The organism is Nocardiopsis suaedae (assembly GCF_027706745.1).
Taxonomy (GTDB): Bacteria; Actinomycetota; Actinomycetes; order Streptosporangiales; family Streptosporangiaceae; genus Nocardiopsis_A; species Nocardiopsis_A suaedae.
Genome location: NZ_JAQFWP010000024.1, coordinates 16,465 through 41,195, shown reverse-complemented (window position 1 = coordinate 41,195; position 24,731 = coordinate 16,465). Strand labels below are relative to the sequence as shown.

At 72.3% G+C, this 24,731-nt stretch carries 26 protein-coding genes; 13 read left to right on the top strand and 13 right to left on the bottom strand.

The window, feature by feature from the left end; all coding sequences use genetic code 11:
• Positions 1–6: 6 nt before the first annotated feature.
• Genes O4U47_RS14370 through O4U47_RS14335 form a run of 8 tightly spaced genes read left to right on the top strand, consistent with a single transcriptional unit; the run spans position 7 to position 8,937 of the window.
• Entirely contained in the window at positions 7–486 is a 480-nt protein-coding gene (locus O4U47_RS14370) for a phage tail assembly protein T (protein ID WP_270678353.1), read from the top strand.
• Between the two features lie 19 nt (positions 487–505).
• Positions 506–2,320, top strand: coding sequence for a phage tail protein (locus O4U47_RS14365; RefSeq protein WP_270678352.1), 1,815 nt, complete (start codon positions 506–508; stop codon positions 2,318–2,320).
• Positions 2,321–2,665, top strand: coding sequence for a phage tail fiber protein (locus O4U47_RS14360; protein ID WP_270678351.1), 345 nt, complete (start codon positions 2,321–2,323; stop codon positions 2,663–2,665).
• Between the two features lie 17 nt (positions 2,666–2,682).
• Positions 2,683–7,119 (top strand): peptidoglycan-binding domain-containing protein, encoded by a 4,437-nt coding sequence (locus tag O4U47_RS14355; protein WP_270678350.1) that lies wholly within the window; start codon positions 2,683–2,685, stop codon positions 7,117–7,119.
• A 14-nt stretch (positions 7,120–7,133) separates the two neighbouring features.
• A complete protein-coding gene (locus O4U47_RS14350; RefSeq protein ID WP_270678349.1) occupies positions 7,134–7,640 on the top strand; it encodes a hypothetical protein in 507 nt (168 codons plus the stop codon).
• Positions 7,640–7,903, top strand: coding sequence for a hypothetical protein (locus O4U47_RS14345; protein WP_270678348.1), 264 nt, complete (start codon positions 7,640–7,642; stop codon positions 7,901–7,903). The genes O4U47_RS14350 and O4U47_RS14345 overlap by 1 nt, the downstream gene beginning before the upstream one ends.
• 60 nt (positions 7,904–7,963) lie before the next feature.
• Positions 7,964–8,686, top strand: a complete 723-nt coding sequence (locus O4U47_RS14340; protein ID WP_270678347.1) for a peptidoglycan recognition protein family protein — start codon at positions 7,964–7,966, stop codon at positions 8,684–8,686.
• Positions 8,687–8,721: 35 nt separating this feature from the next.
• Positions 8,722–8,937, top strand: coding sequence for a hypothetical protein (locus O4U47_RS14335; RefSeq protein ID WP_270678346.1), 216 nt, complete (start codon positions 8,722–8,724; stop codon positions 8,935–8,937).
• A gap of 115 nt (positions 8,938–9,052) precedes the next feature.
• On the opposite strand, the gene O4U47_RS14330 is transcribed toward O4U47_RS14335, so the two are convergent.
• From O4U47_RS14330 to O4U47_RS14295, 8 genes are all read right to left on the bottom strand, one after another.
• On the bottom strand, positions 9,053–9,340 hold the full coding sequence (locus tag O4U47_RS14330) for a DUF4190 domain-containing protein (RefSeq protein ID WP_270678345.1): 288 nt from the start codon (positions 9,338–9,340) through the stop codon (positions 9,053–9,055).
• A 35-nt stretch (positions 9,341–9,375) separates the two neighbouring features.
• On the bottom strand, positions 9,376–10,578 hold the full coding sequence (locus O4U47_RS14325) for an IS110 family RNA-guided transposase (RefSeq protein ID WP_270678344.1): 1,203 nt from the start codon (positions 10,576–10,578) through the stop codon (positions 9,376–9,378).
• 305 nt (positions 10,579–10,883) lie between these two features.
• Entirely contained in the window at positions 10,884–11,078 is a 195-nt protein-coding gene (locus O4U47_RS14320; RefSeq protein WP_270678343.1) for a hypothetical protein, read from the bottom strand.
• Between the two features lie 93 nt (positions 11,079–11,171).
• Complete coding sequence (gene hemC / locus O4U47_RS14315; protein WP_270678342.1) at positions 11,172–12,209, bottom strand: hydroxymethylbilane synthase; 1,038 nt, start codon at positions 12,207–12,209, stop codon at positions 11,172–11,174.
• Positions 12,210–12,488: 279 nt separating this feature from the next.
• Positions 12,489–12,698, bottom strand: coding sequence for a hypothetical protein (locus O4U47_RS14310; protein WP_270678341.1), 210 nt, complete (start codon positions 12,696–12,698; stop codon positions 12,489–12,491).
• 208 nt (positions 12,699–12,906) lie between these two features.
• Entirely contained in the window at positions 12,907–13,248 is a 342-nt protein-coding gene (locus tag O4U47_RS14305; protein ID WP_270678340.1) for a hypothetical protein, read from the bottom strand.
• Positions 13,248–13,565: a helix-turn-helix domain-containing protein gene (locus O4U47_RS14300; protein ID WP_270678339.1), complete on the bottom strand. Its 318-nt coding sequence runs from the start codon at positions 13,563–13,565 to the stop codon at positions 13,248–13,250. Before O4U47_RS14300 ends, O4U47_RS14305 begins: the two co-directional genes overlap by 1 nt.
• On the bottom strand, positions 13,566–13,958 hold the full coding sequence (locus O4U47_RS14295; protein ID WP_270678338.1) for a hypothetical protein: 393 nt from the start codon (positions 13,956–13,958) through the stop codon (positions 13,566–13,568). It abuts the gene before it with no gap.
• A gap of 219 nt (positions 13,959–14,177) precedes the next feature.
• Here O4U47_RS14295 and O4U47_RS14290 point away from each other — a divergent pair, with 219 nt between their 5' ends.
• Both O4U47_RS14290 and O4U47_RS14285 read left to right on the top strand, forming a co-directional pair.
• The gene (locus O4U47_RS14290; RefSeq protein WP_270678337.1) at positions 14,178–15,035 is read left to right on the top strand and encodes a helix-turn-helix domain-containing protein; all 858 of its coding nucleotides are present in this window, start codon (positions 14,178–14,180) and stop codon (positions 15,033–15,035) included.
• Between the two features lie 13 nt (positions 15,036–15,048).
• Positions 15,049–15,243, top strand: coding sequence for a DUF397 domain-containing protein (locus O4U47_RS14285; protein WP_270678336.1), 195 nt, complete (start codon positions 15,049–15,051; stop codon positions 15,241–15,243).
• A 102-nt stretch (positions 15,244–15,345) separates the two neighbouring features.
• On the opposite strand, the gene O4U47_RS14280 is transcribed toward O4U47_RS14285, so the two are convergent.
• The 4 genes from O4U47_RS14280 to O4U47_RS14265 all read right to left on the bottom strand — a co-directional run bounded on the left by O4U47_RS14280 (position 15,346) and on the right by O4U47_RS14265 (position 20,773).
• Positions 15,346–15,756 carry a hypothetical protein gene (locus tag O4U47_RS14280; RefSeq protein ID WP_270678335.1) on the bottom strand — a complete coding sequence of 137 codons (411 nt, stop codon included), beginning with the start codon at positions 15,754–15,756 and terminating at the stop codon, positions 15,346–15,348.
• An 84-nt stretch (positions 15,757–15,840) separates the two neighbouring features.
• Positions 15,841–16,809 carry a DUF2637 domain-containing protein gene (locus tag O4U47_RS14275; RefSeq protein WP_270678334.1) on the bottom strand — a complete coding sequence of 323 codons (969 nt, stop codon included), beginning with the start codon at positions 16,807–16,809 and terminating at the stop codon, positions 15,841–15,843.
• A gap of 466 nt (positions 16,810–17,275) precedes the next feature.
• On the bottom strand, positions 17,276–19,732 hold the full coding sequence (locus O4U47_RS14270; RefSeq protein WP_270678333.1) for a tetratricopeptide repeat protein: 2,457 nt from the start codon (positions 19,730–19,732) through the stop codon (positions 17,276–17,278).
• Between the two features lie 78 nt (positions 19,733–19,810).
• Positions 19,811–20,773 (bottom strand): NAD-dependent epimerase/dehydratase family protein, encoded by a 963-nt coding sequence (locus tag O4U47_RS14265; RefSeq protein WP_270678332.1) that lies wholly within the window; start codon positions 20,771–20,773, stop codon positions 19,811–19,813.
• Between the two features lie 104 nt (positions 20,774–20,877).
• On the opposite strand from O4U47_RS14265, the gene O4U47_RS14260 reads away from it, so the two are divergent.
• Positions 20,878–21,525 carry a TetR/AcrR family transcriptional regulator gene (locus tag O4U47_RS14260; protein ID WP_270678331.1) on the top strand — a complete coding sequence of 216 codons (648 nt, stop codon included), beginning with the start codon at positions 20,878–20,880 and terminating at the stop codon, positions 21,523–21,525.
• Positions 21,526–21,534: 9 nt separating this feature from the next.
• Here O4U47_RS14260 and O4U47_RS14255 read toward each other — a convergent pair whose 3' ends face one another.
• Positions 21,535–22,554, bottom strand: coding sequence for an ADP-ribosylglycohydrolase family protein (locus tag O4U47_RS14255; RefSeq protein ID WP_270678330.1), 1,020 nt, complete (start codon positions 22,552–22,554; stop codon positions 21,535–21,537).
• A gap of 165 nt (positions 22,555–22,719) precedes the next feature.
• On the opposite strand from O4U47_RS14255, the gene O4U47_RS14250 reads away from it, so the two are divergent.
• Complete coding sequence (locus O4U47_RS14250) at positions 22,720–23,019, top strand: hypothetical protein (protein WP_270678329.1); 300 nt, start codon at positions 22,720–22,722, stop codon at positions 23,017–23,019.
• A complete protein-coding gene (locus O4U47_RS14245; RefSeq protein WP_270678328.1) occupies positions 23,009–24,556 on the top strand; it encodes a sensor histidine kinase in 1,548 nt (515 codons plus the stop codon). The genes O4U47_RS14250 and O4U47_RS14245 overlap by 11 nt, the downstream gene beginning before the upstream one ends.
• Positions 24,557–24,731: the final 175 nt, after the last annotated feature.

Sequence of the window (24,731 nt, the reverse complement as noted above, 5' to 3'; positions counted from 1 at the left end):
CTGTCGGTGACCTACCAGATCCCCCCTTCGGAGGTGCTGGAGCGCTTCACCGACCCGGATCTGGCGCACTTGGTCGCCTACGAGAAGCTCTACGGCCAGCTCGGACCCGAGCGGTTCGACACGCTGTTCGCCCGGCTCGGTATGGACACCGTCGCCCCGCACATGAAGAAGGGCACGACGCCCAAGTTCGAAGACCACGTCGTCAAGTGGGGCGGCAAGCGCCGCCGCAAGCAGTCTCCCGAGGAGATGCTGCAGGCCGCCCGCCGCGCCCAGGTCGCCTTCGAGGCCTCCCACAGGGCCGCCCAGCGGCGCCGTGAACAGCGGGCAGCGGCCACCGCCCCAGCGCCGTCGTCTGGCCGCTACGAGGTGCGTGATGACGGCGGGCTGCCGACCGTCGTGGACACCACCACCGAGGCCACCGAATGGACCGGGCTGGACCTCGACCAGGCCCGTTCGATCGCCGAGCGCTTGAACAACTCCACGTAGACGCCTGAGGGGGTGAGCCGTGGCCACCCTCCAGGAACTCCTCGTGCGGATCGGGGTCGACGCCGACGACCTCGACAAGGGACTCAACAAGTCCGCGAAGGACGCCGACAAGGCATTCGAGACCATCGGGCAGCGGGTCGACCGGCTGGCGACCCGGACCGCTGTGGCCTCGACGGGTATCGGCGCGGCGATGGTCAGCCTGCCAGCAGTGGCCACCGTCGCCGGGACCGGGATGGCCGTCGGGTTCGGGGCCGGGATCGCTGGCGTCGGGCTGGCCGCCGCGGCCCAGTCCGAGGAGGTGCAGGAGCGCTTCTCCCAGCTCAAGACCAACGTGGCCGCCAAGTTGAAGGAAATGGCGACGCCGCTCGAAGCCACTCTGATGTCGGTCGCCGGGGACCTGCAGTCGACGTTCGACGCGCTCTCGCCCAACCTGGGCGCCTCCTTCGAGTCGATGGCGCCCACCCTCACCGCGCTCTCCGAATCGGTGCTGGGGGCCTTCGAGTCGTGGGGGCCAACAATCGACGCGGCGACGGGGGTCTTCAACGACGTCGTCGGCCAGCTCGCCGACGACCTGGGCCCCCAGATCCGAGAGCTGGGCGCGAACCTGACCGACCTGTTCAACAGCATGGAGGGGTCCAGCCTCTTCAACACGATCGTCAATGGCGCGTTCTCCCTGGTGAACGCGCTTGTGCAGACACTGACGTGGCTGAACCAGAACCAAGCGGCGCTGAATTCGGTGGCGGCCGTGGTCGGCGCGGTGACCGCGGCGATCGTCGCGGCGAAGGTCGCTCTGGCCGCCTACAACGCGATCATGCTCGTGGTCCGCGCGGCCACGATCGTGTGGACTGCGATCCAGTGGCTGCTCAACGCCGCGTTCTGGGCCAATCCGATCACGTGGATCATCGCCGGGATCATCGCGCTGATCGCCGTGATCGTGCTGATCATCGTCTACTGGGACGAGATCGTGGCCGCGACGAAGGCGGCCTGGGAGCTGATCAAGCAGGCCCTCTCCGCCGCCTGGGAGTCGATCAAGAGCCTGTTCATGACAGCCGTCAACGCGGTCATCAACTTCGTCAAGAACAACTGGCAGCTGATCCTCGGCGTGCTGACGGGTCCGATCGGGCTGGCGATCGCGCTGATCATCAAGTACTGGGACCAGATCAAGGCTACGGCGGCAGCCGCCTGGACCTGGATCAAGGACACGGTCAGCGGCCTCGTCCAGGGCGTCGTGAGCTTCATCCTGAAGAAGTTCCTGCTGGCCAAGCTGCACATCAAGCGGGCGTGGCTGATGGCCAAGATGCTCACCCGGCAGGCCTGGAACAACATCAAGAACGCCGTCTCCAACGGCGTCGGCCGGATGATGGACCTGGTCACCTCGATCCCCGGCAAGGTCAAGAACGCGGTGTCGAATGCCGCTTCGTGGCTGGTCAACGCCGGTAAGAACATCATCCGCGGCCTGATCAACGGCGTGCAGAACATGATCGGTTCGCTGCGCAGCAAGTTCAACGAGATCACCGGGATGATCCCCGACTGGAAGGGCCCGGCCACGGTCGACCTGCGGCTGCTGGAGCCCGCCGGGCAGGACATCATGACCGGCCTGGAGAAGGGCATCACCACCGGCGCCCGCGGGGTGCGAGCCACCCTCGGCGGGGTCACCGCGTCCATACCCGAATCGGTGGGTACCGCCGGGCGCGGGGTGGCCGCCGCCAGCAGTCCGCGCGTGGTGATCGACGTGACCGGCGCCGACGAGGAGATGAAGCGCCTCATCCGCCGCATGGTGCGGGTCGACGGCCGCGGTGACGTGCAGAACGCATTCGGAACGAGGAGTAGATAGATGGCCTTCGAGAACGGCCTGTTCAACGTCATGCTCGACGCCGCCGGAGGCGACGTCGTCGAGGCGAGTCTGCACACCGCCGACCCCGGCGGCACCGGGGCATCCGAGGTCGCCGGCGGGTCCTACACGCGGCAGGCGGTCACCTGGGAGCCCGCGTCGGGGGCGTCCGTGGCGGCGGCCGCGCCGATCGTGTTCGACGTGCCTGCCTCCACCACCGTTTCGCACCTGGGCCTGTGGGCCGCCGGCGGGGTCTGGCGCGGGTCCATCGAGTTCGCCTCGCCGGAGTCGTTCTCCGGGGCCGGGCAGCTGACGGTGTCGCCGACCACCATCTCCCTCACCAACTGACATAGAAGGAGGGGCGCGTGCTGACGGTCGACAACCGCCTCGACGGGCCCACCGGGAACCCGGTCACCGACACCTCCCTCGCCTCCTCGGCGGGGGCGGGCACGGTCACCGTGGCGGACGCGGGCACCCGCGCGGTCTACGACGACACGGTCCAGGTGGTGGGCCGCACCACGGTCGAGGCCGCCACCGGGCACCACCGGCAGGGCGGCACCAGCGGGGAGGGCATCGCCACGCCGCGGCTGCTCGCCGCCCTGCCGTCCGCGCCGTGGACCATCCGGGTGTACACCCGCGTCCCGGGGCTCCAGGTCGCTGGCCACGGCACCGACGAGGTGCGGTGGCTGCTGCGGCTAGGCGACTCCCACGGGCTGCTCGTGCGGGAGAGCTCCTCCGGCAACATCCAGCTCAGGGTCAAGCCGTGGGGACTGGCCTCCTCGACGATCGGCCCTGCTTCGTTCACGGGGACGGCTCCGCAGATCGCCCAGGTGCTGCGGGTCGAGCTGTCCTACGACGGTACGGACCTGGAGGCCCGCGTCTACGAGGTCGGGCAGACCACGGCGGCGATCACCTACCAGTTCACCGGGCTCACCATCACCGGCTCCGTGCTGGCGCTGACCGGGTACCGGTTTCGCGACGGCGTCCTCCTCCAGCCCGGGGACAACGACGCGAACCTGTCGGGCACCCCGGTCGAGGACCGGCAGAACCAACTCCTGGTGTGGGATCCGAACATCCTGCCGAACTTCGGCGCGGACGGGGACTACGGGCAGGAGACCACCGACGCGGTCACCGACTTCCAGAACGCCTTCGGGCTGTTGCCGGTCGACGGCGAGGTCGGCCCCGAGACCGGCGCCGCCCTGGACCTGATGGTGCAGCTGGAGCAGGCCGACCCGACCCCGCCGCCGCTGTGGCTCTCGCACCTGGCCGTCGACGACACAGCCACCGTGATCGGGCCCGCCCAGGTGGACGTCACGCTGGCCGCCGCCGGCGCCGCCTCTGTGTCCGGGCAGGCCTCCACTTCTGCGGCCGAGGGGCCGGTGGCTACCGCCATGGGGTCCGCGCCCGCCGGCGGAACCGCGACGGCGTCGAAGTCGGTGACCGTGGCCGCCGCGGGCAGCGTGTCCGCAGCCGGGGCCGCCCTGGACACCAAGAACGGCATGGTCGCCGCCGAGGCCGCCCCGGTGCGGACGGTCGGTGTGGCCGGGGTCGAGGACTTCACCGTGCCGATCGAGTGGCCGCCCACCCTGATGGTGGAGCTCCACACCGGCGAGGCCTGGGAGGACATCACCGGGGACGTGCGCACGAGCTCTGATGTGTCCATCACCCGGGGGCGGGCCGACGAGGCGTCGAGCGCGGACCCGGGGAAGTTGTCGTTGCTGCTCAACAACCGCCACGGCCGCTACTCCCCGCGCAATCCCGTGTCGCCGTACTACGGGCGGATCGGCCGCAACACCCCGATCCGGGTGCGCGTCGGCGACCAGCTCCCACCGAACGTCCCGATCGTGGCCGATGCCTTCGACCGGACCGTGACCGACGGGTGGGGCACCGCCGACACCGGCCAGGAGTGGGAGCGCCTCGGCACCGCCGCCTCGGACTACTCGGTGGACGCGGCCGGAGCGCACCTGACCCTGAGCGCGATCGAGGACCGGCGTTTGATGCGGATCTTCGACCCGTCCATCCCCGCCGATGTCGACCTGGTGTTCACCGCCTCGGTGTCCCAGGCCCCGCAGGGGTTCGCGGGCGGGGCCGTGTTCGCCGCGGTAGCGGTGCGCGACGGCGTCGAGGGCGCCTACCTGTGCAGCCTCGGCTACCGGGTGGCCACCGGCGCCGGGCTGCGCGTTACGGCTAGCATCAGCCGCGCCCACCCCGACGGCAACGAGCCGCTGACCGGGCTGCAGACCGTCACCGGCCTGACCTATGCCCCCGGTGAGCTGCTGCGTGTGCGGGTGCGGGCGGTGGGCCCAGAGATCCGTATGCGGGTATGGGCCGATGGCGCGGACGAGCCGATGGTGTGGCACGCCCAGGCGCACGACGACGTGGTCACCTCCGGCGGGTACGTGTCGCTGTCAGGCAACGTGTCGTCTTCGGCCGTGGACACCCCGCTCCCGGTGATGGTGCGCTTCGGCGAGGTAACCGCGCGCGAGGCGGCGGTGCCGCAGCCGGTGGTGAGGTTCTCAGGCGAGGTGTCAGCGTGGCCGGCCCGGTGGGACCTGGCCGGGGCCGACGTGTGGGTGCCCATCGAGGGGTCGGGCCTCCTGCGCCGCCTCGGCCAGGGGTCCCCGCCGGGACACTCCCCGCTGCGGCGGACCATCGTCGGCGCGTACCCGCTGGCGTACTGGCCCCTGGAGGACGGGGCAACGGCGACCCGCGCGGCCTCGGCGGTGGGAGGGGTGGCGCCGCTGACCGTGCGTGACATGGCGTTCGGCGAGGAGGAGTCGCTGCCTTCGTCGCTGCCGCTGCCCACGCTGGGGCCCGGTGCGCGGTTCACGTCGCAGACGCTGCCCCATTCCGACACCGGGGTGTGGTCGCTGAACATGCTCTACCTGCTCCCCGACAGCGACTACCCCGACGATGCCGCGGTGATGCTGGACTGGGCCACCAGCGGGACCGCTGCGCGGTGGGTGGTCATGCTCTACACCAGCAGCACCGACGGGGTGCGGCGGCTGCGTGTGGTGGCGCTCGACGCCGACGGCGGCGTGCTGGCCCTGCAGAACACCATCCTGGACGGGGCGGGGGTGGCGTTCAGCGGCCAGTGGCGCCGGTTCCGCATGGAGGCGTGGCAGGACGGCGCCGACGTGCGGTGGCGGGTGGATTGGCTCGACCAGGACGACAACAACTGGGGAAACGGCGGAGCGTTCGCCGGCCAGGTGGGGCGGGTCACGCGGATCTCCACCACCACCGCCGCCTTCAACGACAACTTGGAGGGCATGGCGATCGGCCACCTGTCCCTATGGGGGGTTCGCGGCCCGGTCGCGTACTACGACGCGTTCGGGGGGTTCCGGGGCGAGACGGCCCGGTCGCGGATCGCGCGTCTGGCCGCCGTCGAGGGTGTGCCGCTGCTGGCCGTCGGCGCCGGCGCCACCCCGGTCGGGGCGCTGTCTGCCGGCCGGGGGTTCCTCGACGCGGCGGAGTCGGCCTCCGAGGCGGACATGGGCATCCTCGACGAGCAGCGTGACCGGGCCGGTTTGCGGTTCCGGGCCCGGGAGTCGCTGTACAACCAGGAGCCCACGCTGATCCTCGACTACACCGAGGGCGTGATCGGTGCGCCGTTCGAGCCCGTCGAGGACGACCAGGCGCTGGCGAACGACATCACCGCCAAACGCGACGGCGGATCCGAGTTCCGGGCGGTGCAGGAGACCGGTCCGCTGTCGGTCGCCGACCCGCCGGACGGGGTCGGCCGCTACGAGGAGTCGGTGACCCTCGACGTCGCCGAGGACACCCAGCTACCCGGGCAGGCCGGGTGGCGGCTGCACCTGGGCACCGTGGACGAGGTGCGCTACCCCACGGTCCGGCTGAACCTGGCCAACCCGCGGATGCGCGAGCGCCTGGAGGAGGTGCTGGCGATCGACGCCGGCGACCGGGTGCGCATTGTGAACCTGCCCGCGTGGATGCCGCCGGGCGGGGCGGACCTGATCGTGCAGGGCTACACCGAGACCATCGGCACGCACCGGTGGGAGGTGGAGCTGACCTGTACACCGGCGTCCCCGTGGACGGTGGGGGCGGTGCCCGAGCTCCGCACGATCAGTGAGGGGTTCGAGGACTCCGATTACACGATCCCCGTTACCGCTGGTGGTGACGCCCCGTGGGAGCGCACCACGGCCCAGGCGCACGGCGGGTTCTGGTCGCTGGTCTCGGGGCCGATCTCCCACGGCCAGACCTCGGACGCGGTCGTGGCGGTTCCTGCCGGCGCCCGGACGCTGCGGTTCTGGTACCGAGTCTCCAGCGAGGAGAACTTCGACGAGCTGCGCGTGCTCGTCGACACCAGCGAGGTGTTCGCCTTCTCCGGGTATCGGGAGTGGGCGCCGCTCACCCTCGACGTCGAGGGGGCGGCCGAGGTGGTGTTCCGCTACGCCAAGGACGCCTCGGCGTCCTCCGGTGAGGACCGGGCGTGGATCGACGACATCACGTTCACCTTCGCCGACGCCGTGTCCGTACCCGACGCGGCGGACCGGGCCGACACCGCCGGGGCCGAGCTGCGGTTCGCCGTCGACTCGGCCGAGACGACGCTGGCCGTGGACACCACCGCGGTCCCGCCGTGGATCACCTCGGACGACTTCCCGGACGATTTCCCCTTCGACGTCGTGGTGGGCGGGGAGGTCATGCGCGTCACCCAGATCATCGGGGACGGCAATGCCGCCCCGCAGTCGTTCGTCGTTGAGCGCTCCACCAACGGGATCGTGAAACCGCATCCGGCGGGGGCGGATGTGCGGATCGCCCACCCCATGACCATCGCACTCTAGAAAGGGGGCGGGCGATGCCGTTCCCATGGTTGGCCGGGATGCGGGTGACCGCCGACCGGCTCAACGAACACAACCCGGTGTTCGTGCTGAAGGGCTCCGACGAGGAGCGCACGTCGACGTCCACCCCGGCCGACGACCCCAACCTGACCCTCAATGTCGCCGACGGCGTCTGGCGCATCGAGGCCAGCCTGGACTACGCCGGCGAGTCCGGCTCCGGCGGGCTGCGCGTGGACTGGAACCTATCCGGCGGTGCGACGGTGCACGCGATCCGCCGCGTCCAGGGCCCGGAGTCAGGGGCGACCGACCGCAACGCCCAGCTCATGCGGTCAGCGGTGCACGGGGACACCACCGACATCACCTACGGCAACACCGCCACCTCCTCCCTCCGGTCCTACGCCCGTGAGGAGATCACGGTGGAGGGCCCCGGCACGGTGACGCTGCGGTGGGCGCAGATCACCTCCAGCTCCTCGCCGACCACCCTGGCCGCCGGGTCGTACCTGCTGGCGAAGAGGGTGGCGTGATGGGTGACCCGTTCAACGGCGTGGTCACCGCGCGGGACGTCTATGGCGCCGTGCAAGAGATGCGCGGCGAGATGCGCACCACCGCCGGGGAGATGCGGCAGGTCCGCGCTGACATTGCCGAGCTGCGCGAGACCGGCGACGAGCACGAGCAGCGCATCCGCAGCCTGGAGCAGTGGCGTGCCCGGTGGCCGCTCGCGTCCCTCGGCGCTCTCGTCGGCGGCCTGGCCGCGCTCGTCGCCGCGGTCCTCCAGTACCTCGGCTGATCGCCTACAAGACACCGCCCCGGCCGCCCGGCCGGGGCTTTCCCATTTCAGGAGGCATGCATGGTCTCGATCGTCCCGCGCTCCGGATGGGGCGCGCGGGCGCCCCGCTCCCGGTCGACCACCTCGTGGTCGCAGCGGCGCGGGGTCACCGTCCACTACTCGGCAGGGCCGCCGGGCCAGTCCGTCCGCTCCATCCAGGACTTCCACATGGACGGAAACGGGTGGGCCGACATCGGCTACAACTTCCTGGTCGACCGCTCCGGCACGGCCTATGAGGGCCGCGGCTGGCTGGTCGTCGGCGCCCACGCGTCCCCCTACAACACCTCCCACATCGGCATCTGCTTCATCGGCCGCGACGGCGACGCCACGCCGGCGGCCAAGGCGACCATCCGCGCGCTGTACGACGAGGCCAACCGCCGCGCCGGGCGCACCCTCGACAAGACGGGCCACCGGGACCTGAACCAGACCTCGTGCCCTGGCGATGACCTGGCCGCGTGGGTGCGTGCCGGGATGCCCGCCGACGACATCAGCGAAGGAGACGACATGGTCGGACTGGCCAAGGGCGACACCGGAGAGCGCGTCAAGTACCTGCAGGTCATCCTCATGAAGGCCGGGTTCGACCTGCCCGAGTTCGGGGCGGACGGCCACTTCGGCGACGAGACGGCGGCCGCCGTGCTGGCCGCGCGGAAGTCGCAGGGGTCAGAACAGGACTTCGGCGACCGGATCACCGGCTGGGCCGCCGCCCAGATCATGGCGGCGTTCGCGCAGGCGCAGGGGCACTGATGGTCCACCGCAGATACGAGAAGGAGGGGCGCAGCATGCGCGTCGAGAAGAAGGTGGCCGCGTCGGCGGTCAGCGCCGCGGCCGTGACCGTGGTGGTGTTCCTCGCCGCCCAGTTCGGGGTTGAGGTTCCCGAGACCGTCGCGGCTGCGGCCGTCACGCTGGTCGCCGCTGCGGCCGCGTACCTGGCGCCGCACACGCCGCGGCCGGTGCCGCCGGGCGAGGACCCGGGCGGCGAGGGCTTGTTCCCCTGACCTGCTACGATCGCACACGCGTTCGATAGGCGGGGAGGGGAAGCCCCGCCCTGGACGCACCGCGCCCCCGTCTCACCATCACGGTGGGGCGGGGGCGCCTTCGTCGTGCCCGGGGTCAGAGGCCGAGGTGTGTGGCGATCGCGGCGATCATCAGCAGGGCGAAGTCGAGGAGGAAGAACGCGGCGCCGAGCCAGAATCCCCACAGGGCCAGCGTCCGGCCGCGCTGCCGGTGGGTGTGGATGCGGCGCAGTGCGACGGCTCCGACGATCGCGGCGGCGGCCGGGATCACCGTGAAGAGCCCGAAGGCAGGCGTGGCCAGGCCGCCGACGATCCCCAGCACCAGGGCGACGATCGCGGCGGCGGAGGTGTCGGGGCGGCGCCCCGCATACGGCGGATACGACATGGGGCCCTCCGGGGGGGGTGCCTCTATGTCTTTCGTCAAGCCGGACGCGGGGCCCGATGCTCGTAGAGGGTGCCGTCGCGCAGCATCGCGAACAGGACACTGACACGATGGCGGGCCAGGCGGAGCAGGGCCTGGGTATGGGTCTTGCCCCTGGCCCGGCACTTGTCGTAGTAGGCGCGGGAGGCCCGATCGTGCAGGGCGGCGAAGGCGGAGAGGAACATCGCGCGTTTGAGCTGGCGGTTTCCTGTCCTGGGGGCGTGCTCGCCGTGGATCGAGGTCCCCGAGGCCTTCGTGGCCGGGGCCAGGCCGGCGTAGGAGGCCAGGTGGGCGGCGGTGGCAAAGCCGGTGCCATCGCCCACGGTCACCAGCAGGACGGCGGCGGTCCTGGCCCCGATGCCCGGCATCGAGGTCAGGACCGGGGAAAGAGGGTGGGCCTCCAGCAGGTCCTCGATCTGCGCTTCCAGGGCCCGGCGCTGGTCGTGGACGGCCGCCAGCGAGCGGGCCAGCGAGGGGACCACGGTGTCCAGGGTGGCCGTGCCGGGCACCACGACGGTCTGCTCGTCCAGCGCGGCGAAGACGTCGTCGATGAGCCTTTGGGCCATGCGCGGGGCCCTGGGCCGGATGAGCTCGACGAGTCTGCGGCGACCGGCCCTGCGCAGCGCGGCCGGGGAACCGTAGCACTGGAGCAGGTGGGTGACGGCCGCGTGGTCCAGCCGGGGGCCCAGGACCCGCTCGAGGGAGGGGTGGAACTGGGCGAGCAGGCCGCGGATCCGGTTGGAGGTGCGGGTGGCCTCGGCCGCCAGGTCCTGGTCGAACCCGACGAGCACGCCCAGCTCGGCGGCGGTCTCGTCGCCCGCTTGGAGCGAGCGCAGGGTGTGCGGCATGGTGCGGGCCGCGTCCGCGATCACGGCCGCGTCTCTGGCGTCGGTCTTGGCCTCGCCCGGGTAGAGGTCGGCGATGCGGCGCATGGCCAGTCCCGGAAGGTAGGCGACCCTGCAGCCCGCGTCCCTGGCCACGGCCAGCGGGAGGGCTCCGATGGAGGCGGGCTGGTCCACGATGACCAGGACGGTGCCGAACTTGGCGGTGAGCTTGTCGAAGACGGCCCGGAGCTTGGCCTCGCCGTTGGGCAGGGGCTTGTCGAGGACCTTCTTGCCCGCCGGGGTGAGCCCGTGGCCGTGGTGGGCGCTCTTGCCCACGTCCAGTCCGAGGAAGACGCCCACGTCGTCGATGTCGTACACCCTGTCCTCCCGGGTGGTGTCCGTGCGGTGCCGGCCTCGGCGCGGGTGCCGTGCTCGCGCATCCACGTTATGCAGACCTGCCGCCCTGGTAGGGCCGGGCGTTGCGCCCGGCCGGGCGGTGGTCGGGCCTCTCATCAGCGTCTGTGACGGCACCTCTCGGGCCCGGTGACACCACCCCCCGGGTCATTTCTTCGACAGGGGGACTCAGTCATGCCGGGCCCGGAGGCCGGCGGCCCTCTTGCAGGACCACGAAAAACATAACGGGGGGAGAGAGGTCGGTCGGACCGAGCGGGGTGGGTCTGAGGTTACGGGAGAGGGGGCGGGTCGGCGACGAGGTTGCCGTTCTCGTCGTGCACCTCCAGGAACAGCAGGAGTTCACCGTCGGGGTCGTGGCGGGCGACGTCGGCGAGGACCCTGTGGGCCAGGGCGGCGGCCGCCTCGGCGGTGGGGTGGCCGGAGCTGATCACGGCGCCGCGGTCGGCGTCCCAGACGACGTACATGCCGCCAGGGTGAGCGCGGCGGCGCCGCAGCGGCGGACGGATTCACCGCCTGTGGAAAACCAGCGGCCCCGCATAGCGGGGAGCAGCTCACGCTTAGTGCGGGATGCCGTCGATGATGCCGCGGGCGCCCTTGCGGAGGAGGACGGCGGCGACGTATGCGCCGAGCTCGGCGGCGCGGTCGGGGGCGTCCCACTCCTGGGCGTAGGCGAACTTCCCGCCCTCCCGGGTGAACACCATCCCCTTCAAGGAGAGTTGCCCGTCGCCGGTCATGGTCGCGTGCCCAGCGATCGGCGAATTGCAGTGGCCCTGGAGCCCGTGGAGCATGGTCCGCTCGGCGGTGATCAGGGTGCGCGTCATGGGGTCGTCGAGGAGGCGGAGCGCCTCGGCGATGGCGGTATCGGCGGTGCGGCACTGGACGCCTACGACACCGGACCCCACGGGCGGGCACATGATGTCGGTGGACAGGACCTCGGTGGCCCGGTGCTCCAGGCCGGTCCGGCGGAGCCCGCTGGCGTTGAGCACGATCGCCTCGAACTGGGCCTCGGCGTCGAGCTTCGCGATCCTCGAGTTCACGTTGCCCCTGAGCCGGTCCACGTGAAGGTCCGGCCGGTGCTTGAGGAGCTGGGCCTTGCGGCGGACCGCCGAGGTGCCGATGCGGGTGCCGGGCGGCATCTCGTCGAGGGACCGGTACTTGGATCCTTCGCGGACGACGAGGACGTCGTGCACGTCTTCGCGCGGAAGGTAGGCGGCGAGGGCGGTTCCCTCGGCGAGGGGTACGTCGCCGGGCACGTCCTTCATCGCGTGCACTGCGATGTCGACGTGCCCCATCACCAACGCTCGTTCGATCTGCTTGAGGAACGCGCCCTTCCCGCCGAGCTTGCTCAGGTCGCCCATCCACTGGTCGCCAGAGGTGGAGATGCCGACGATCTCGGACGCGACGCCGGCGCGTTCGTCGAGGAGCCGCTGCACGGTGCCGGCCTGGGCCATGGCCATGGGGGATGTGCGGGTGCCGATGCGGAGGGCGGGGCGGTCGGAGAGCATGCGCCCAAGGTACTCGGCCGGGGTGGGCGCTTCGTCCAGTCTTTGCAGGTCACCGGGGGTTTGCTGACGGGTCGTCACGATCTCGGACACGGGGGGTCCTTCCAGCGGCGGGGGTGGGGCGGCCCCCCCGGGGATCCCCTTCACCCGGGGCGGCCGCGAGGGGGCGCCGCCAGCCACGAACGGCGCGTTGTTGGTCTCGTGTGCGGTGGCTTGCCTGCCGCACCGCCCGGCCGTGGGGGCGGGGCGTGATGGTACGGCGGGTGCGCTTCCGCCCGGGGTTGGTGCCGGGGGCCGGGCGCGGGGAAGCAACGCCCGGCCCCCGGTTCTGGTGCCGGCCCCGGTCCCCCTCTCAGGCCCGAGGCCAGCGGCCTAGGTGACGTGGACGGCGTCGGCGTCCCACCAGCCGTACTCGGCGCCGAGCCCGCCGAGCTCGTCGGCGAGCATGGTGGCGAGGCGCTCGCGTGTGGAGTCGCTGTGCTCCAGGCCGTGCTCGACGCGGAACGCGGCCTCCTGGTCCTCGGTCATGCGGATGTTCACCTGCATCCGCCGCTCCTTGCGGCGGTCGCGGCGCGCTGACATGTGATCCCCCGGGACGCTGCGTGCTGGGCCATGTAGTGGCCGCCCCACGCTTCGGCGGGGGCGGCGGCGATATGTCTTCGCCCAGCCACCTCGCGTCGCGTGTACAGGAGGGAGTCGACGAGCAGCCCCAACGCCTCGCGCGTTGGGGCGCTGACCAGGCGGTGTCCGGGGATCATCCCCCACCACCGGCCCGTGGACACCCCGCCCCTCACGGGTCCTCCCGCGACACACGCGGCAGGTGCCCGATGCCGCGCATGTGGTCCAGGACCGCCTCGCCCTGCCGGGCCACGGCGGCCCACCACGCCCGGGTGTCCTCGTCCTCAGCGGTGCGGGCACCGGCCATCGCGGCGCCGAGGACGGCGAGCAGCACCACCTCGTGCTCGTCGCAGCCGGGGCGGAGCCGGAGGGTTCCGCGCGCGTCGTCGGTCAGGGTGAGCACCAGGTCGCCGGTGTCGGCATCGAGGTAGGCCCACACCACACCCGCGTCCGGCATCGGGGTGACGTCGACAGGCTCGGCGGGGGTCGGCCGGGGGTAGAGCTGCCGCGTCATCACGCCGCCCTCCCCATCTCGGCGGTGACCCAGTACCGGCCGGTCCGCTCGGACCGCCACCCGGCCAGGCGGCCGGACCGCACCCGGCGCCGGACGGTGGCCGGGGTGACGCCGAGCCGGTCGGCGGCCTGCCGGGCGGTGAGCATCTCGGGGGCGCGCGGGGTGTCGTCCACCCACTCCGGCCCCCACGTCTGGGCGAGGGCGTCGCGGTGGTCGCCCTGGTGTTCCGGGGGCAGGGTGCAGGGGAGGCGGTGGCGTCCGACGCCGGGGCCCCAGCCGGGGCGGCGCTGGCCGCACTGCTGTTCGGTGGTCGGCATCTATGCCACCTCCCGGACCGTCGCGCTGAGTTGGCGCGGCTCGGCGGCGTCTGCTTCGGTGGCGGGAACGTAGGGACGGGCGTAGGCCACGCCGCTCAACGCGGTCAGCGCGTCGTCGAGGACGTCCACGTCGCTGGTGGTGATGACGACGTCTTCGGCGCGGCGGTTCTGCGCCCGGTACGGGGTCGGGGACCCGTGGTCGTAGGTGATCCACCAGTCCCCGCGGTGGCGCGACGCGACCTCGCAGAACCGGCCGAAGTTCGGAATCCGATCGCGGTAGCCGCGATCACGGGCGGCAGCGTGACGCCCCGGCCGCCTCGGCGCCGACGGAGGCGGAGGCTGCGGGCGCGCGACCCGCTGCTCGGGAGATTGCTCCTTTACGGACAGGCCCATACGTGGCTCCTAGGAAGTGCGCCGGGTGGGAGGCCCGGCGGGTGCTTCTGGTGAGCCTCCATCCTCGCCACGTCAGCGATGATTTGCAATACCCATTTGAAGACTGTGCAAGAGTCTGACTACGGAGTGCCAGTCACCAGATGGGTGGTGCGTAGAATGTCCGAATCTCAGCGCCGAACCGTAGGATCGAGGAACCCGACTGAACCGAGGAGGCGAGACGTGGTCAGCCCCACGCTCCGGCGGCGCCGCCTGTCGCGCCTGCTACGCGAGCTCCGAGAGGAAAAGGGGCTCACCGCTGGCACCGTCGCCGCAGAGGCGAAGAAGCGCTCCGGCCGCGCCCGCGGCTGGTCCGCCTCCAAGCTCACCCGGTTGGAGGGCGCCGAGTGGAAGCGCGTCCGCGCCGACGACGTCCTGGTCCTCCTCGACATCTACGAGGTCACCGACGAGGAGCAGCGCGCCGCCTACGCCACACTCGCCCGCGAGGCCAATCAACAGGGCTGGTGGGCTTCATTCGGTGACGTGCTCGGGTCCGGTCAGTTCGTCGGCCTGGAGTCCGAGGCGTCCCGCATCCGGACGTTCGAGTCGGTGACGATCCCCGGCCTCCTCCAGACACCGGAGTACGCCCGCGCGTTGATCAGCGCGAGCGGTCAGGTCACCGACGAACACGAGCTGGGACAGCGCGTGGACGCCCGCATGTTCCGCAAGAGCGTGTTCAGCCGCGCCCGCCCACTCACCTACTGGGCGGTGATCGACGAGCTGGCACTAATGCGCATCACCCCGGACCTGGTCGGGCAGCTCGACTATCTCCTGGAGATGGGAACGCGTCCGAACGTCGGGATTCAGATCCTCCCCGCCGGCCGCGGCCCTCACGCTGCCATGACGGGGCAGTTCGTTCTCCTCGACTTCCCCGCGCCTGATCAGCCGGTGGTGTACCTAGAGTGTCTGTCAGAGGAGATCTACCTGGAGAAGGACGAGGAGATCTCCCGGTACCAGCACCTATACGACTATGTGCAGGCCGAGGCGCTGTCCGTGTCTGACTCCCGGGACCTGATCGAGCGCCGCCGGGCTGCCCTCTGAGAAGGCATTCACCATGGAGACATCCCGCCACCTGGTGTTCCGCAAGTCCAGCTACAGCGGAGCCACCACCCAGAACTGCGTCGAGGTCGCCGACGCCCCCGCCGCGGCCGCCGTGCGCGACAGCCAGAACCCCGAACGGGGGCACCTGCTGTTCCCCGGTGTGGAGTGGAAGGCGTTCCTCACCGACGTGAAGCACGACCGACTCTGATACTCCACGAACAAAGACGGCCCCGGCACGCCGTGCCGGGGCCGTCCTCGTGTTTCACCAGAAACATCCCGCGCCCATGGTACGGGGCGCAGGTCCGTCCGCCTAGCCGCCGGTTCCGGTCACGCGGCTGCGGCCTACGCCCGGGTCCCGCGCCTCCTCGTACCACTGCATGCCGGTCGCCTCCATCATCAGGGCAATCCGCTCGCGCTCGGCCCGGCTGGCCATCTGAGCGGCTGACCCGATCATGACGGCCTGCTTCTGCTGGGTGACCTCGGCGCGGATGTCGGTGTCCGACTTGCCCGCGCACTGGGCGCGGACATTCGCTCGGGAGCGTTCGAGCGCCGCCTGGTCGCGCCGGGTCCACTCGATCTCCCGGCGCAGCCCCGCAACGCCTTCAGGGGTCTCCAGGGCGGTCAGGATCTCCTGTAGCTCCCAGTCCCACATCGCGGCGGCGAGGCGGATCCGCACCCCGCCCATCTCCCACCTCGGGTGCCTCGGGTGAAGGTCTGCCATTCGGTCTCCTCATGGGGTAAGGCCCGGCCGTGCCCTATGGTGCACGGCCGGGCGGACAGACGGCGGCGGGGCGGCCGTGTCCGGTCAGGTGACCGCGGCCACGAGCGCGCCCTGGTACGCGGCCACGGGCCGCTCGGCGGCGGGGGCCGGGCGGGCCCCGGCCAGCTCCAGGGCCGCGGTCACTCGGCGGAGGACACGGCGGCCGGTGCGCTCTGAGGATCCGGTCAGCGCGGCCACCTCGGCGCCAGTGGCCACCCGGTCAGCGGCCACCAGGGCGGCCACGGCCCGGTCACGCTCGTCGAGGCCGGGCAGCGCGCCGAGGCGCTCGGCCACGTCGGCGGGCAGGGCCGCGCGGGCGGCGGCCGCCCCGGCGGACAGCCGGTCGGACACCTCGGCCACCGGCTCCTCCTGGCGCCGGGGCGCGACCGGACGAGCAGCGGCCGGGCGGCGGACACCGGCCACCACGGCGGCCACCGGCACGACCGCTCCGCAGATGACCGGACGCGGCGCGGACACGACCGGGGGCGCGGTCGCCAGGGACTCCTCGGCGCCCGCCCCCGCGCCCGCCTCCTCGGCCGCGCGGACACGGGCCATGACCGCCTCCACAGGCACCGACCGGCCACACACGACCGGCCGCTCCTCGGCGGCGGCCGCGGCCGCCTGGGTGATGCGGAGCGCGGCCATGGCCACGAGGTAGGCGACTTCGGCCACGAGGGGAACCCAGATCGCCACGGCCACGCCGACCCAGACGTGGGTCAGTCCGTACACGAGGTTCGCCCCGCCGGTGGCGATGATGCCGAGGAGGAGGCCGATCTTCGCCACCTTCGGCGGCGCCTGGCCGTAGCGGCGGGCGAGGGCGATGGTCGCCAGGCACATGACGATCACCCCATCAACGGTGGCAGCGATGATGAGGGCTTCGTAGAACGTGGCTCCGGCCTTGAGCGCGAAGGCGTAGGCGTGCCGGTAGCTGACGACGGCGAGTCCGGCGGCGATGCCGAGGCCAGCAGCCGCGGGCAGCGGGAAGGGCGCGCGCCCCTTGGGTAGGGTCGTCACAGCTCGACTCCTGGTGTAGTCAGGGGTTCGGGTCAGGCCCTTGGCGAGCGGTGGAGTCGCTCGTCCGAGGGCCGCTTTTGTCTGCCGGGCAAGGGGGTCGGTTCCTCGGCCTGACGGGCCTTGCCGGGTAGACTTCAGAATGGAGCTTCGGGGAGGGAGACCTGCGAAGACTCCTCCCGGATGTGAGGCCATTGTGAGGCCAATGGGTCCGTAAAGTGCCAACTCCGACCCACTACTACATACCTTCGTATATGGCCGATGACCTGCAGTTTCGATACGAACCCAAGATTGCCAAACACAGCCAATCAAGGGGCGTACAAGACTGCTAATGCGGTTTCGGGGCAACCCGATCGAGGGTTCGAATCCCTCATCCTCCGCAGGTCAGAAGGGGCCCCACACTCTGTGTGGGGCCCCGTCTCCGTTTCCGGGTCTCGGTTCCGGTCGCAGTCGCTCCCGTGGGCGCCGGTCACTCCTCCCGGGACAGCAGCTCCTGGGCCTGCTCGGCGAAGGGGGCGTAACCGCTGTCCGCGGCGCGCCGCAGGCAAGCGAGGGCGGCCTCGTGCTCCTCGCCGCCGAGCAGGATCTCGCCCACCCGGTACCCGGCCTCGCTCACCAGTTCCGGGGCGTCCGTGCCGTCCAGGGTGCGCCGGTACCAGCGCACCGCCTCGTCCCAGTCCTCCAGCCAGTACTGCAGCTCGCCGATGTGCGCGGCGAACATCGGCCCGTCCTTGTGGTCGGACTCGGCGACCGGACCGTAATGTTCCAGCAGCTCGGGAAGGTCGCGCTCCAACTTGGCGACCTGGCCGAGGTTGGTGACGGCCCTGTGGGACATCTTCTTGTTCCCCTTTTCCAGGGCGCGCCGCCACCACTCGCGCGCCGTGGCGTTGTCGCCGCCGTAGTGCGCCCGGGCGCCCAACGTGACGGCCGCGCCGGCGGCGAACTCCCCCAGGCCTTCGGCGGCCTTCTCCAACAGGACCGGCCCCAGCTCCCCGCCGTCGCCCTCGGCCTCCAGCACCCAGTGGGCGAAGTGGAACACGGCGAACAGCCGGTCGCCCCTGGCCCGGACGTCGGTGCACGCGTCGACCGCGCGCTGGAAGTCCTGGTCGCCCATCTGCCGCACGGCCGTGGCCACATACCGCACCAGGGCCTCGGCGCCCACCTCACCGAGGAGGTCGGCGAGCAGGCGGACGGCCCGGACGGCCGTCTTCCCGTCGTGGTCGGCCCGGGTCTTGTACACCGCGGCGCGCACCCAGTCCTCGTAGGCCGCCGTCGATTCGCCCTGGGCGTGCGCCGCCTCGGCTCGCCGCCGCGCGGCCGCGCCGGCGTTCTCCCAGATGGTGAATTCCGACTCGGCCCGCGCGAACGCTTCCCTGGCCCGCTCCGTCTCTCCGAGCTCCCGCAGGGCGAGGCCGAGATCGTAGCGGCAGGCGGCGCGGGACTCCTCGCCGATGCCCTCGATCTCGGCGCCGCGCGCGAACCACCGCGCGGCCGCCGCGTGGTCACCTCGGTCGCCCGCCGCTCGCCCGGACCGGCTCACGCCCTCCCTGGCCACCGACGGGTGGGCGCGCACGGCCGCCGTCGCCAGTGCGATGACCGCCTCCTCGTCGTTCGCGTCGGACAGGTACGTCAGCAACCGCTCCACCGCGTCGTCGGATCCGGACGCGGCCACGAAGCCGTCCCGCTCGACGACGCCGAGGTACCCCTCGACCGCGCGGCCGGTGGCCGCCGCCAGTTCCGCCGCCTTCGCCACCGCCGCGTCGCCGTCCCGCTCCTGCGCCCAGGTCATGGCGAGGTCGACGAGGACGGTGGCGGCGGCGACGCGATCGGTATCGTCGAGCGCGCTGACGGCGGCCCCGGCGGCCTCCGTGTCACCGGCGAGCACCCGGTCGGCGAGCTCGGCGGCGGCCGCCCCGTAGTGCTCGGCGATCGCCGCGGCGGCGCCCTCCCGGTCTCCTCTCGCGTAGAGGCGGTCGGCGGCCTCCGCCGGGGACTCGGCGCCGGTGAGCCGCCGCACCTCCGCGAGCACGCTGCTGTCGCGGTCCTCCTCGCCCCTTTCGGTGGCGCGGGCGAACGCGGCCTGCGCCTCCTCCTCACGGCCGAGGCGGCGCAACAGGGCGCCCAGCCGCAGCGCTGCCCGGGACCGGTAGCGCTGGGCGTAGCGCTCGTGCTTCCTGCTCTGCTCGGCCTGCCGGTACAGCTCGCAGGCGCTCTCGTCCTCGCCCTGGGCCTCGTGCAGCGCGCCCAGGTAGAGCAGGGCCTTGCCGTGCAGTCGGCGGTCGCGCGCCTCCACCAGCCGCCGGTACGCCTCCGCGGCGCCCTCGGTGTCGCCGCGCGCCTGGCGCACCCATCCCAGGACGAAGCGCGCGTGCGGGTCGTCTTCGGCGCGTTCGGCGCACTCCTCTTCCCACTCCGCCCAGTCGACGCCATGGCCGTCCGCGAGTCCGCCTATGCCGCCGGAGTAGCTGGTCGTGCCCCAGCTCTGGCCGATGCGCAGCGACTCGATCCAGCGGGCGTCGGTGACGTGGACGTCGTAGTCAGCCTGGGCGAGCCGCTCCTCGTCCTGCCATCCGCCGTCGCGCTCGTAATAGAACGTCGCCAGCCGGTCGAAGTCCTCGTCGCCGACCGGGTGGTTGCGCTCGGCCACCCGCTCTACGCCGGCGACGAAGCGGTGCGTGTTGCACTCCACCCACCACTCGTCCAGGAACTCATCGAGGGTGACGACGTCGGTCATCGGACCGAAGCGGTGCGGGGTGAAGTGCTCCGCGGCCTCCCACAGCAGTCGGCAGAAGAAGGTCGGGTGGTCGGGCAGCAGGTCGCCGGTGCCCCAGGCGGGCTCGTAGTAGACGACGAAGACGCGGAAGCGCACGCGCCGCCGATCGGGGTCGAGGTCGAGGACGCGGACGCCGAAGAGGTCAGTGGACATGGGATGGGGGGCCTTTCAGAAAGTCATAGCGGGAGACCCGCCTGGACGGAGGCACCACCGCCAGGCGGGGGCCCCAAGCTAGTGGCGCCCGCCGACATCGAGGACGGCGCGCTCCACCTCGACGCACGGCAGGCCCGCCGCGTCGGCGAGGGACAGGGCCCGGTGCAGGTGGTGCACCCCGGGTTCCAGGTCGACGGCCACTTCGGCGGCGAGCGCCGCCATGCCCGCCGTTCCGCGCGACTGGCCCCGACCGGAGGCGGACACCGAGCCGTGGGCGGACCGCGCGAACACGGTCCACGCGTCGGAGCCGGGCAGGTGCAGCCCGGCCGGGACGCGGGGGCGGAGCGCGGCGGGTAGGCGGGTGAGGGCGGCCAGGGCCCTGGTCGCGGCCCGCGAGTCCAGGCCGAACCAGGTGCGCACCGGCACCCCGAGGTCGCGGCTGAGCGTGTGCTGGTCGGAGAAGTCCGCGCGGTAGAGGCGGCGGCGCCCCAGGCCGGGGAGCCGGAAGGCCCGTGGCGCGGTGAAGTTGCGCACCGGGGCGCCGGAGACCGGATCGGGGAAGTCCGCGCCGATCAGACCGAACGACCACTCCTCCGCCGCCTTCCCGTGCGCCTCTCCGGCACCCAGCAGCACGGCGAGGTCGATCGGGTCCGGCCGTGGCGCCGACGCCGCCAGGTCGGCGGCCAGCAGGTTGGTCAGCCCGGGAGCCAGCCCGACGCTGAGCAGCACGGGCGCCTTCGGGTCGAGCCGCTCGACGGCGTCGATGTAGGAGGCGGTTGCAGTGGCGTCGACGAAGGCCGCGCCCTGCCCGGTCGCGGCGGCGATGAGCTCGGGGTCCTCGGTTCCGGCGGCGTTCACCACCACGTCGGCGCGTGCCACCGCTTCCCGGTAGCTGCGTAGGCCCCTCTCGCGCAGGTCGACGCGCACGTCCGCGCGCGCGGGGTCGCGACCGGCCGCGATCGCCGTGTGACCGTACTCGCGGAGGAAGCGGACGACCAGGGCGCCCACGGCGCCGTACCCGCCGAGCACCAGGGCCTTCATGGCCGGTCACCCGCCGGGGCCGTGGGCACGGCACCGGACGCCCGCAGGAAACTATTTGTAGTCATACTCCAAAAATGTATTTAGAGTGGCGCTATAGTCAAGTCATGAGTCCGCGATCACACCCGGCCGCCGAGGACGGCCGCACGGCCCGCTCCCGCGCCACGCGCACCCGGGTCGCCCGCGCCGCCGCCGGCCTCTTCGTCGAATCGGGCTACACGGCCACGAGCGTCCAGGCCATCGCCGCGCGTGCGGGGGTCGCCGCGCAGACCGTCTACTACACGTTCACGACGAAGTCGGCGGTGCTCACGGCCGCGCTGGACCTGGCGGTCGCCGGGGACGACGAGCCCGTGCCCACTCTCGACCGTCCATGGGTACACGAGGCGCTGGCCGCCGCCCCAGGTGAACAGCTCCGACGACAGGCCGAAGGGGCCGCCGCCGTCTTCGCCCGGGTGGCCCCTCTGCTGGAGGTGGTGCGCAGCGCCGCCCCGGCGGACCCGGACCTGGAGGAGGTGTGGCGGATCAACACCGAACAGCGCCTGGCCGTGCAGCGGGTGTTCGCCGGCGCCTTGGCCGACAAAGGCGCCCTTCGCGACGGCCTCACCCCGGACAAGGCCGCCGACATCGCACTGGCGGTCTTGAGCCCTGAGGTGTACACCCTGCTCACCGGCGGCCGCGGGTGGACGGCGGACGAGTGGACCGGCTGGGCCGCCGACGCGCTCCGACGCGAACTCACCGACATGCCCCCGGACTGAGTACCCGGCTCAGCGACGGGGGTCCGGAGCCTGCCCCTCCCCCGTCGCGATGCGCACGGCCATCGCCGCCAGATCGGCCCCCGTCAGCCCGGGCCAGCCGTGGACGGCGGAGCGGAAGTCCGGCGGCACGGCCGAGGCGCCCCAGCGCGCACCGAGGAGGCCTCCGGCGATGGCCGCGACGGTGTCGGTGTCGTTGCCCGCCCGCACGGCCGCCTCCAAGGCGAGCCGGAAGTGCTCCTCCGGCCGCCCCTCGGGCTCCTGTGTTCGGGCGACGGCGGACCACGCCGCCTGGAGCGCCATCACGACGAACCCGTTGTTCTCGAAGGCGTGCGGCGGCCGGGACTCCGCCTCGTCGAGCCACCCCGCCCAGCGCGCACGGTGATCCTCGGGCAGCAGCCGCAGGCCCTCCCGCACGCCCCCGAAGCCGCCGTGGACGACGGCGTGGCGGATGCCCTCGCACCACAGCACGCAGGCCTCCTCGGCCAGCGGGTCGGCGTGGGTGATGTCGCTGTACAGCGCCGCCGCTGCGGCCAGCCCTTCGGGGTCGTCCAGAAAGGACAGCGCGAGCGGGGCCGTCCTCATCAGGGAGCCGTTGCCCGCGCTCGGCACCCCGGACTCGTAACGCCGCCTCGCGGCCGTGAACATCGCCTCGGCCACCTCGGGTGTGCCGCTCGCCGGGGCGGCCGCGTCGAGCACGGCGGAGGTCTGCATGCCGATGTCGGTGGCGCCCTCGCGCCGCCAGCGCAGGAACGCCTCGGCGACCCGGCGGCGGGCCGCCTCCCCCGCCATGTCCGTGTGCTTCAGGGCCGCCTCGGCCAGGCAGACGGCCATCTGGGTATCGTCGGAGTACTCCCCCGGCGCGTAGGGTCCGAGTCCGCCGCCGACCATCTCGGGCGTGCGCGACTCGTCCAGCCGCGCCGCGAACTCGTAAGGAACGCCCAGAGCGTCGCCGCAGGCCGCCCCGAGCAGCACACCGGCGGCGCGGTCGAGGCGCGAGCCGGGAGGGGGTGTGTCGGCGTCGATGGTCATCGTGGGCTCCTCCTCGTCACCGGGCAGCGGGAAACCTAGCGCCGACGGCACCGCCGCTTCAAGCCCTGTGCCCTGGAGGGCGCGCACCGCGGGGCCGATCCGTATGAAGACTCCCTCATCTGCGTTTCACCTCCATGGGAGCCGTCCGGGAGGAGGATCGGGGGCATGAGAGCCCTGTACCGCAACCTCATCATCGGGGTGGCGGCGCTGATCGTCCTCGGCGCGGCCGCGGTGGCGTGGGGCACCGGACGCGGGGAGCCCGATCCGCGTCCGGCGCGCGACGTCACCGTGGGCGAGTCGCACAGCCCGTCCGCGCCGACCGAGCCGACCGCGTCGCCGTCGCCCTCCCCGAGCAGCGACGATGACGATGACGACGATGATGATGACATCGTCCCCCCACCCCCCGCCGTCACCGGTGACGACGACGATGACGATGACGACGACTGGGACGACGATGACGACTGACCCCACGGCCCCCCTCGACCCCGTGGACACGGACCCCGGCCCCCGCCCGGCGGAGGGGGATGGGCCCGCGCCCGAGGCCGAAGGGCGCCTGCGCGGCCGCGTTCCGGCGCGGGCGCGCATCACCGCGTGGGTGGTGCTGCTGATGACCGCCACTCTCGCGCTGGTCAACATCGTCACCTGGCAGGCTCTGCGCACCGAGGTCGACGAGCGCATCGACCGCGCCCTGTCCCAGGAGATCGACGAGTTCCTGGAGGTCGCCCGGGACGGCACCGACCCCTCGACCGGGCGGCGCTTCCCCGACCTCGACGCCCTGTTCCGGTCGCACGTGGGCGGCCAGCACCCGGACCGGCACGAGATCATCTTCGGCCACGTCGACGAGACCGCCGGGGCGGCCGTCCCCACCGGCCGGGTCCGCCAGGGGCAGAAGCCCCTCTTCGACGCCTCCGCCGACGGGCCGGTGCGCGGCGCCATCCTCGACAACCCGGACGCCCGCGGCGTCACCGACACCCCCGAGGGGCCGCTGCGCTGGGAGAAGGTCCGGGTGAACCCGCCCGGCGGCGAATCGGAGGCCAACCCCGGCGGCTGGTTCGTCATCGGCTACTTCGCCGACGCCGACATGGCCGGGATCGACCGCACCGCCCGGACCCTGGTGCTGGTCAGCCTCACCGGCCTGATCCTGGCCGGCGCCGCCGCGTGGTGGGTGGCGGGCCAGATCCTGGCCCCGATCCGGCTGGTGCGCCAGACCGCCGCGCAGATCACCGAGGAGGACCTCACCCGGCGCATCGACGTGTCCGGGAAGGACGACGTGGCGGCGCTGGCCGAGCAGTTCAACGGCATGCTCGACCGCCTGGAGGAGGCCTTCTCCATCCAGCGGCGCTTCGTCGACGACGCCGGGCACGAGCTGCGCACCCCCATCACCATCGTCCGGGGGCACCTGGAGGTGATGGGCGACGACCCCGAGGAGCGGCGCGAGGTGCTGCGGCTGGTCACCGACGAGCTGGACCGCATGGCGCGGATCGTGGAGGACCTGCTGCTGCTCGCCAAGGCGCAGCGGCCGGACTTCCTGCACCCGGTCTCGGTCCCGGTGGAGGAGCTGACCAGCGACATCGACGCCAAGGTGCGCACCCTGGGGGACCGGAACTGGCGCCTGGAGGGCATCGGCGAGGGGCCGGTGCGCCTGGACCCGCAGCGGGTCACCCAGGCCATGGTGCAGCTGGCGTCGAACGCGGTGCGGCACACCGGTCCGGACGACGAGATCCGCGTGGGATCGTCGGTCGCCGAGGACGGCCGGACGGTGGAGTTCTGGGTGGACGACACCGGCCCGGGGATCCCCCTTGAGGAGCAGGAGCGCATCTTCGACCGGTTCGCCCGGGGGGCCGGGGGCGGCGGCTCCCGCGGCGGCGCCGGGCTGGGGCTGGCGATCGTCCGCGCGATCACCGACGCCCACCACGGGACCGTTGACGTGCGGTCCTCCCCCGGCGAGGGCGCCCGGTTCACCCTGACGTTCCCGACCGATGTGCGGAGCCCGAGGCACTGACCGCCCGGCCGGGCGGTCAGTGCCTCGGGCTCCCCGACGCCCCGCGCTGTCGCCCACGGATGGGCGGGGCAGCGGGCGCGCGGATGGACGGCGCGGGCCGGTGCGCCCTTGTCCGCGATGATCTCGACGAAAGTGCTGCCATTGTGGCGATTTTGGCAGCACTTTCGTCGAGATC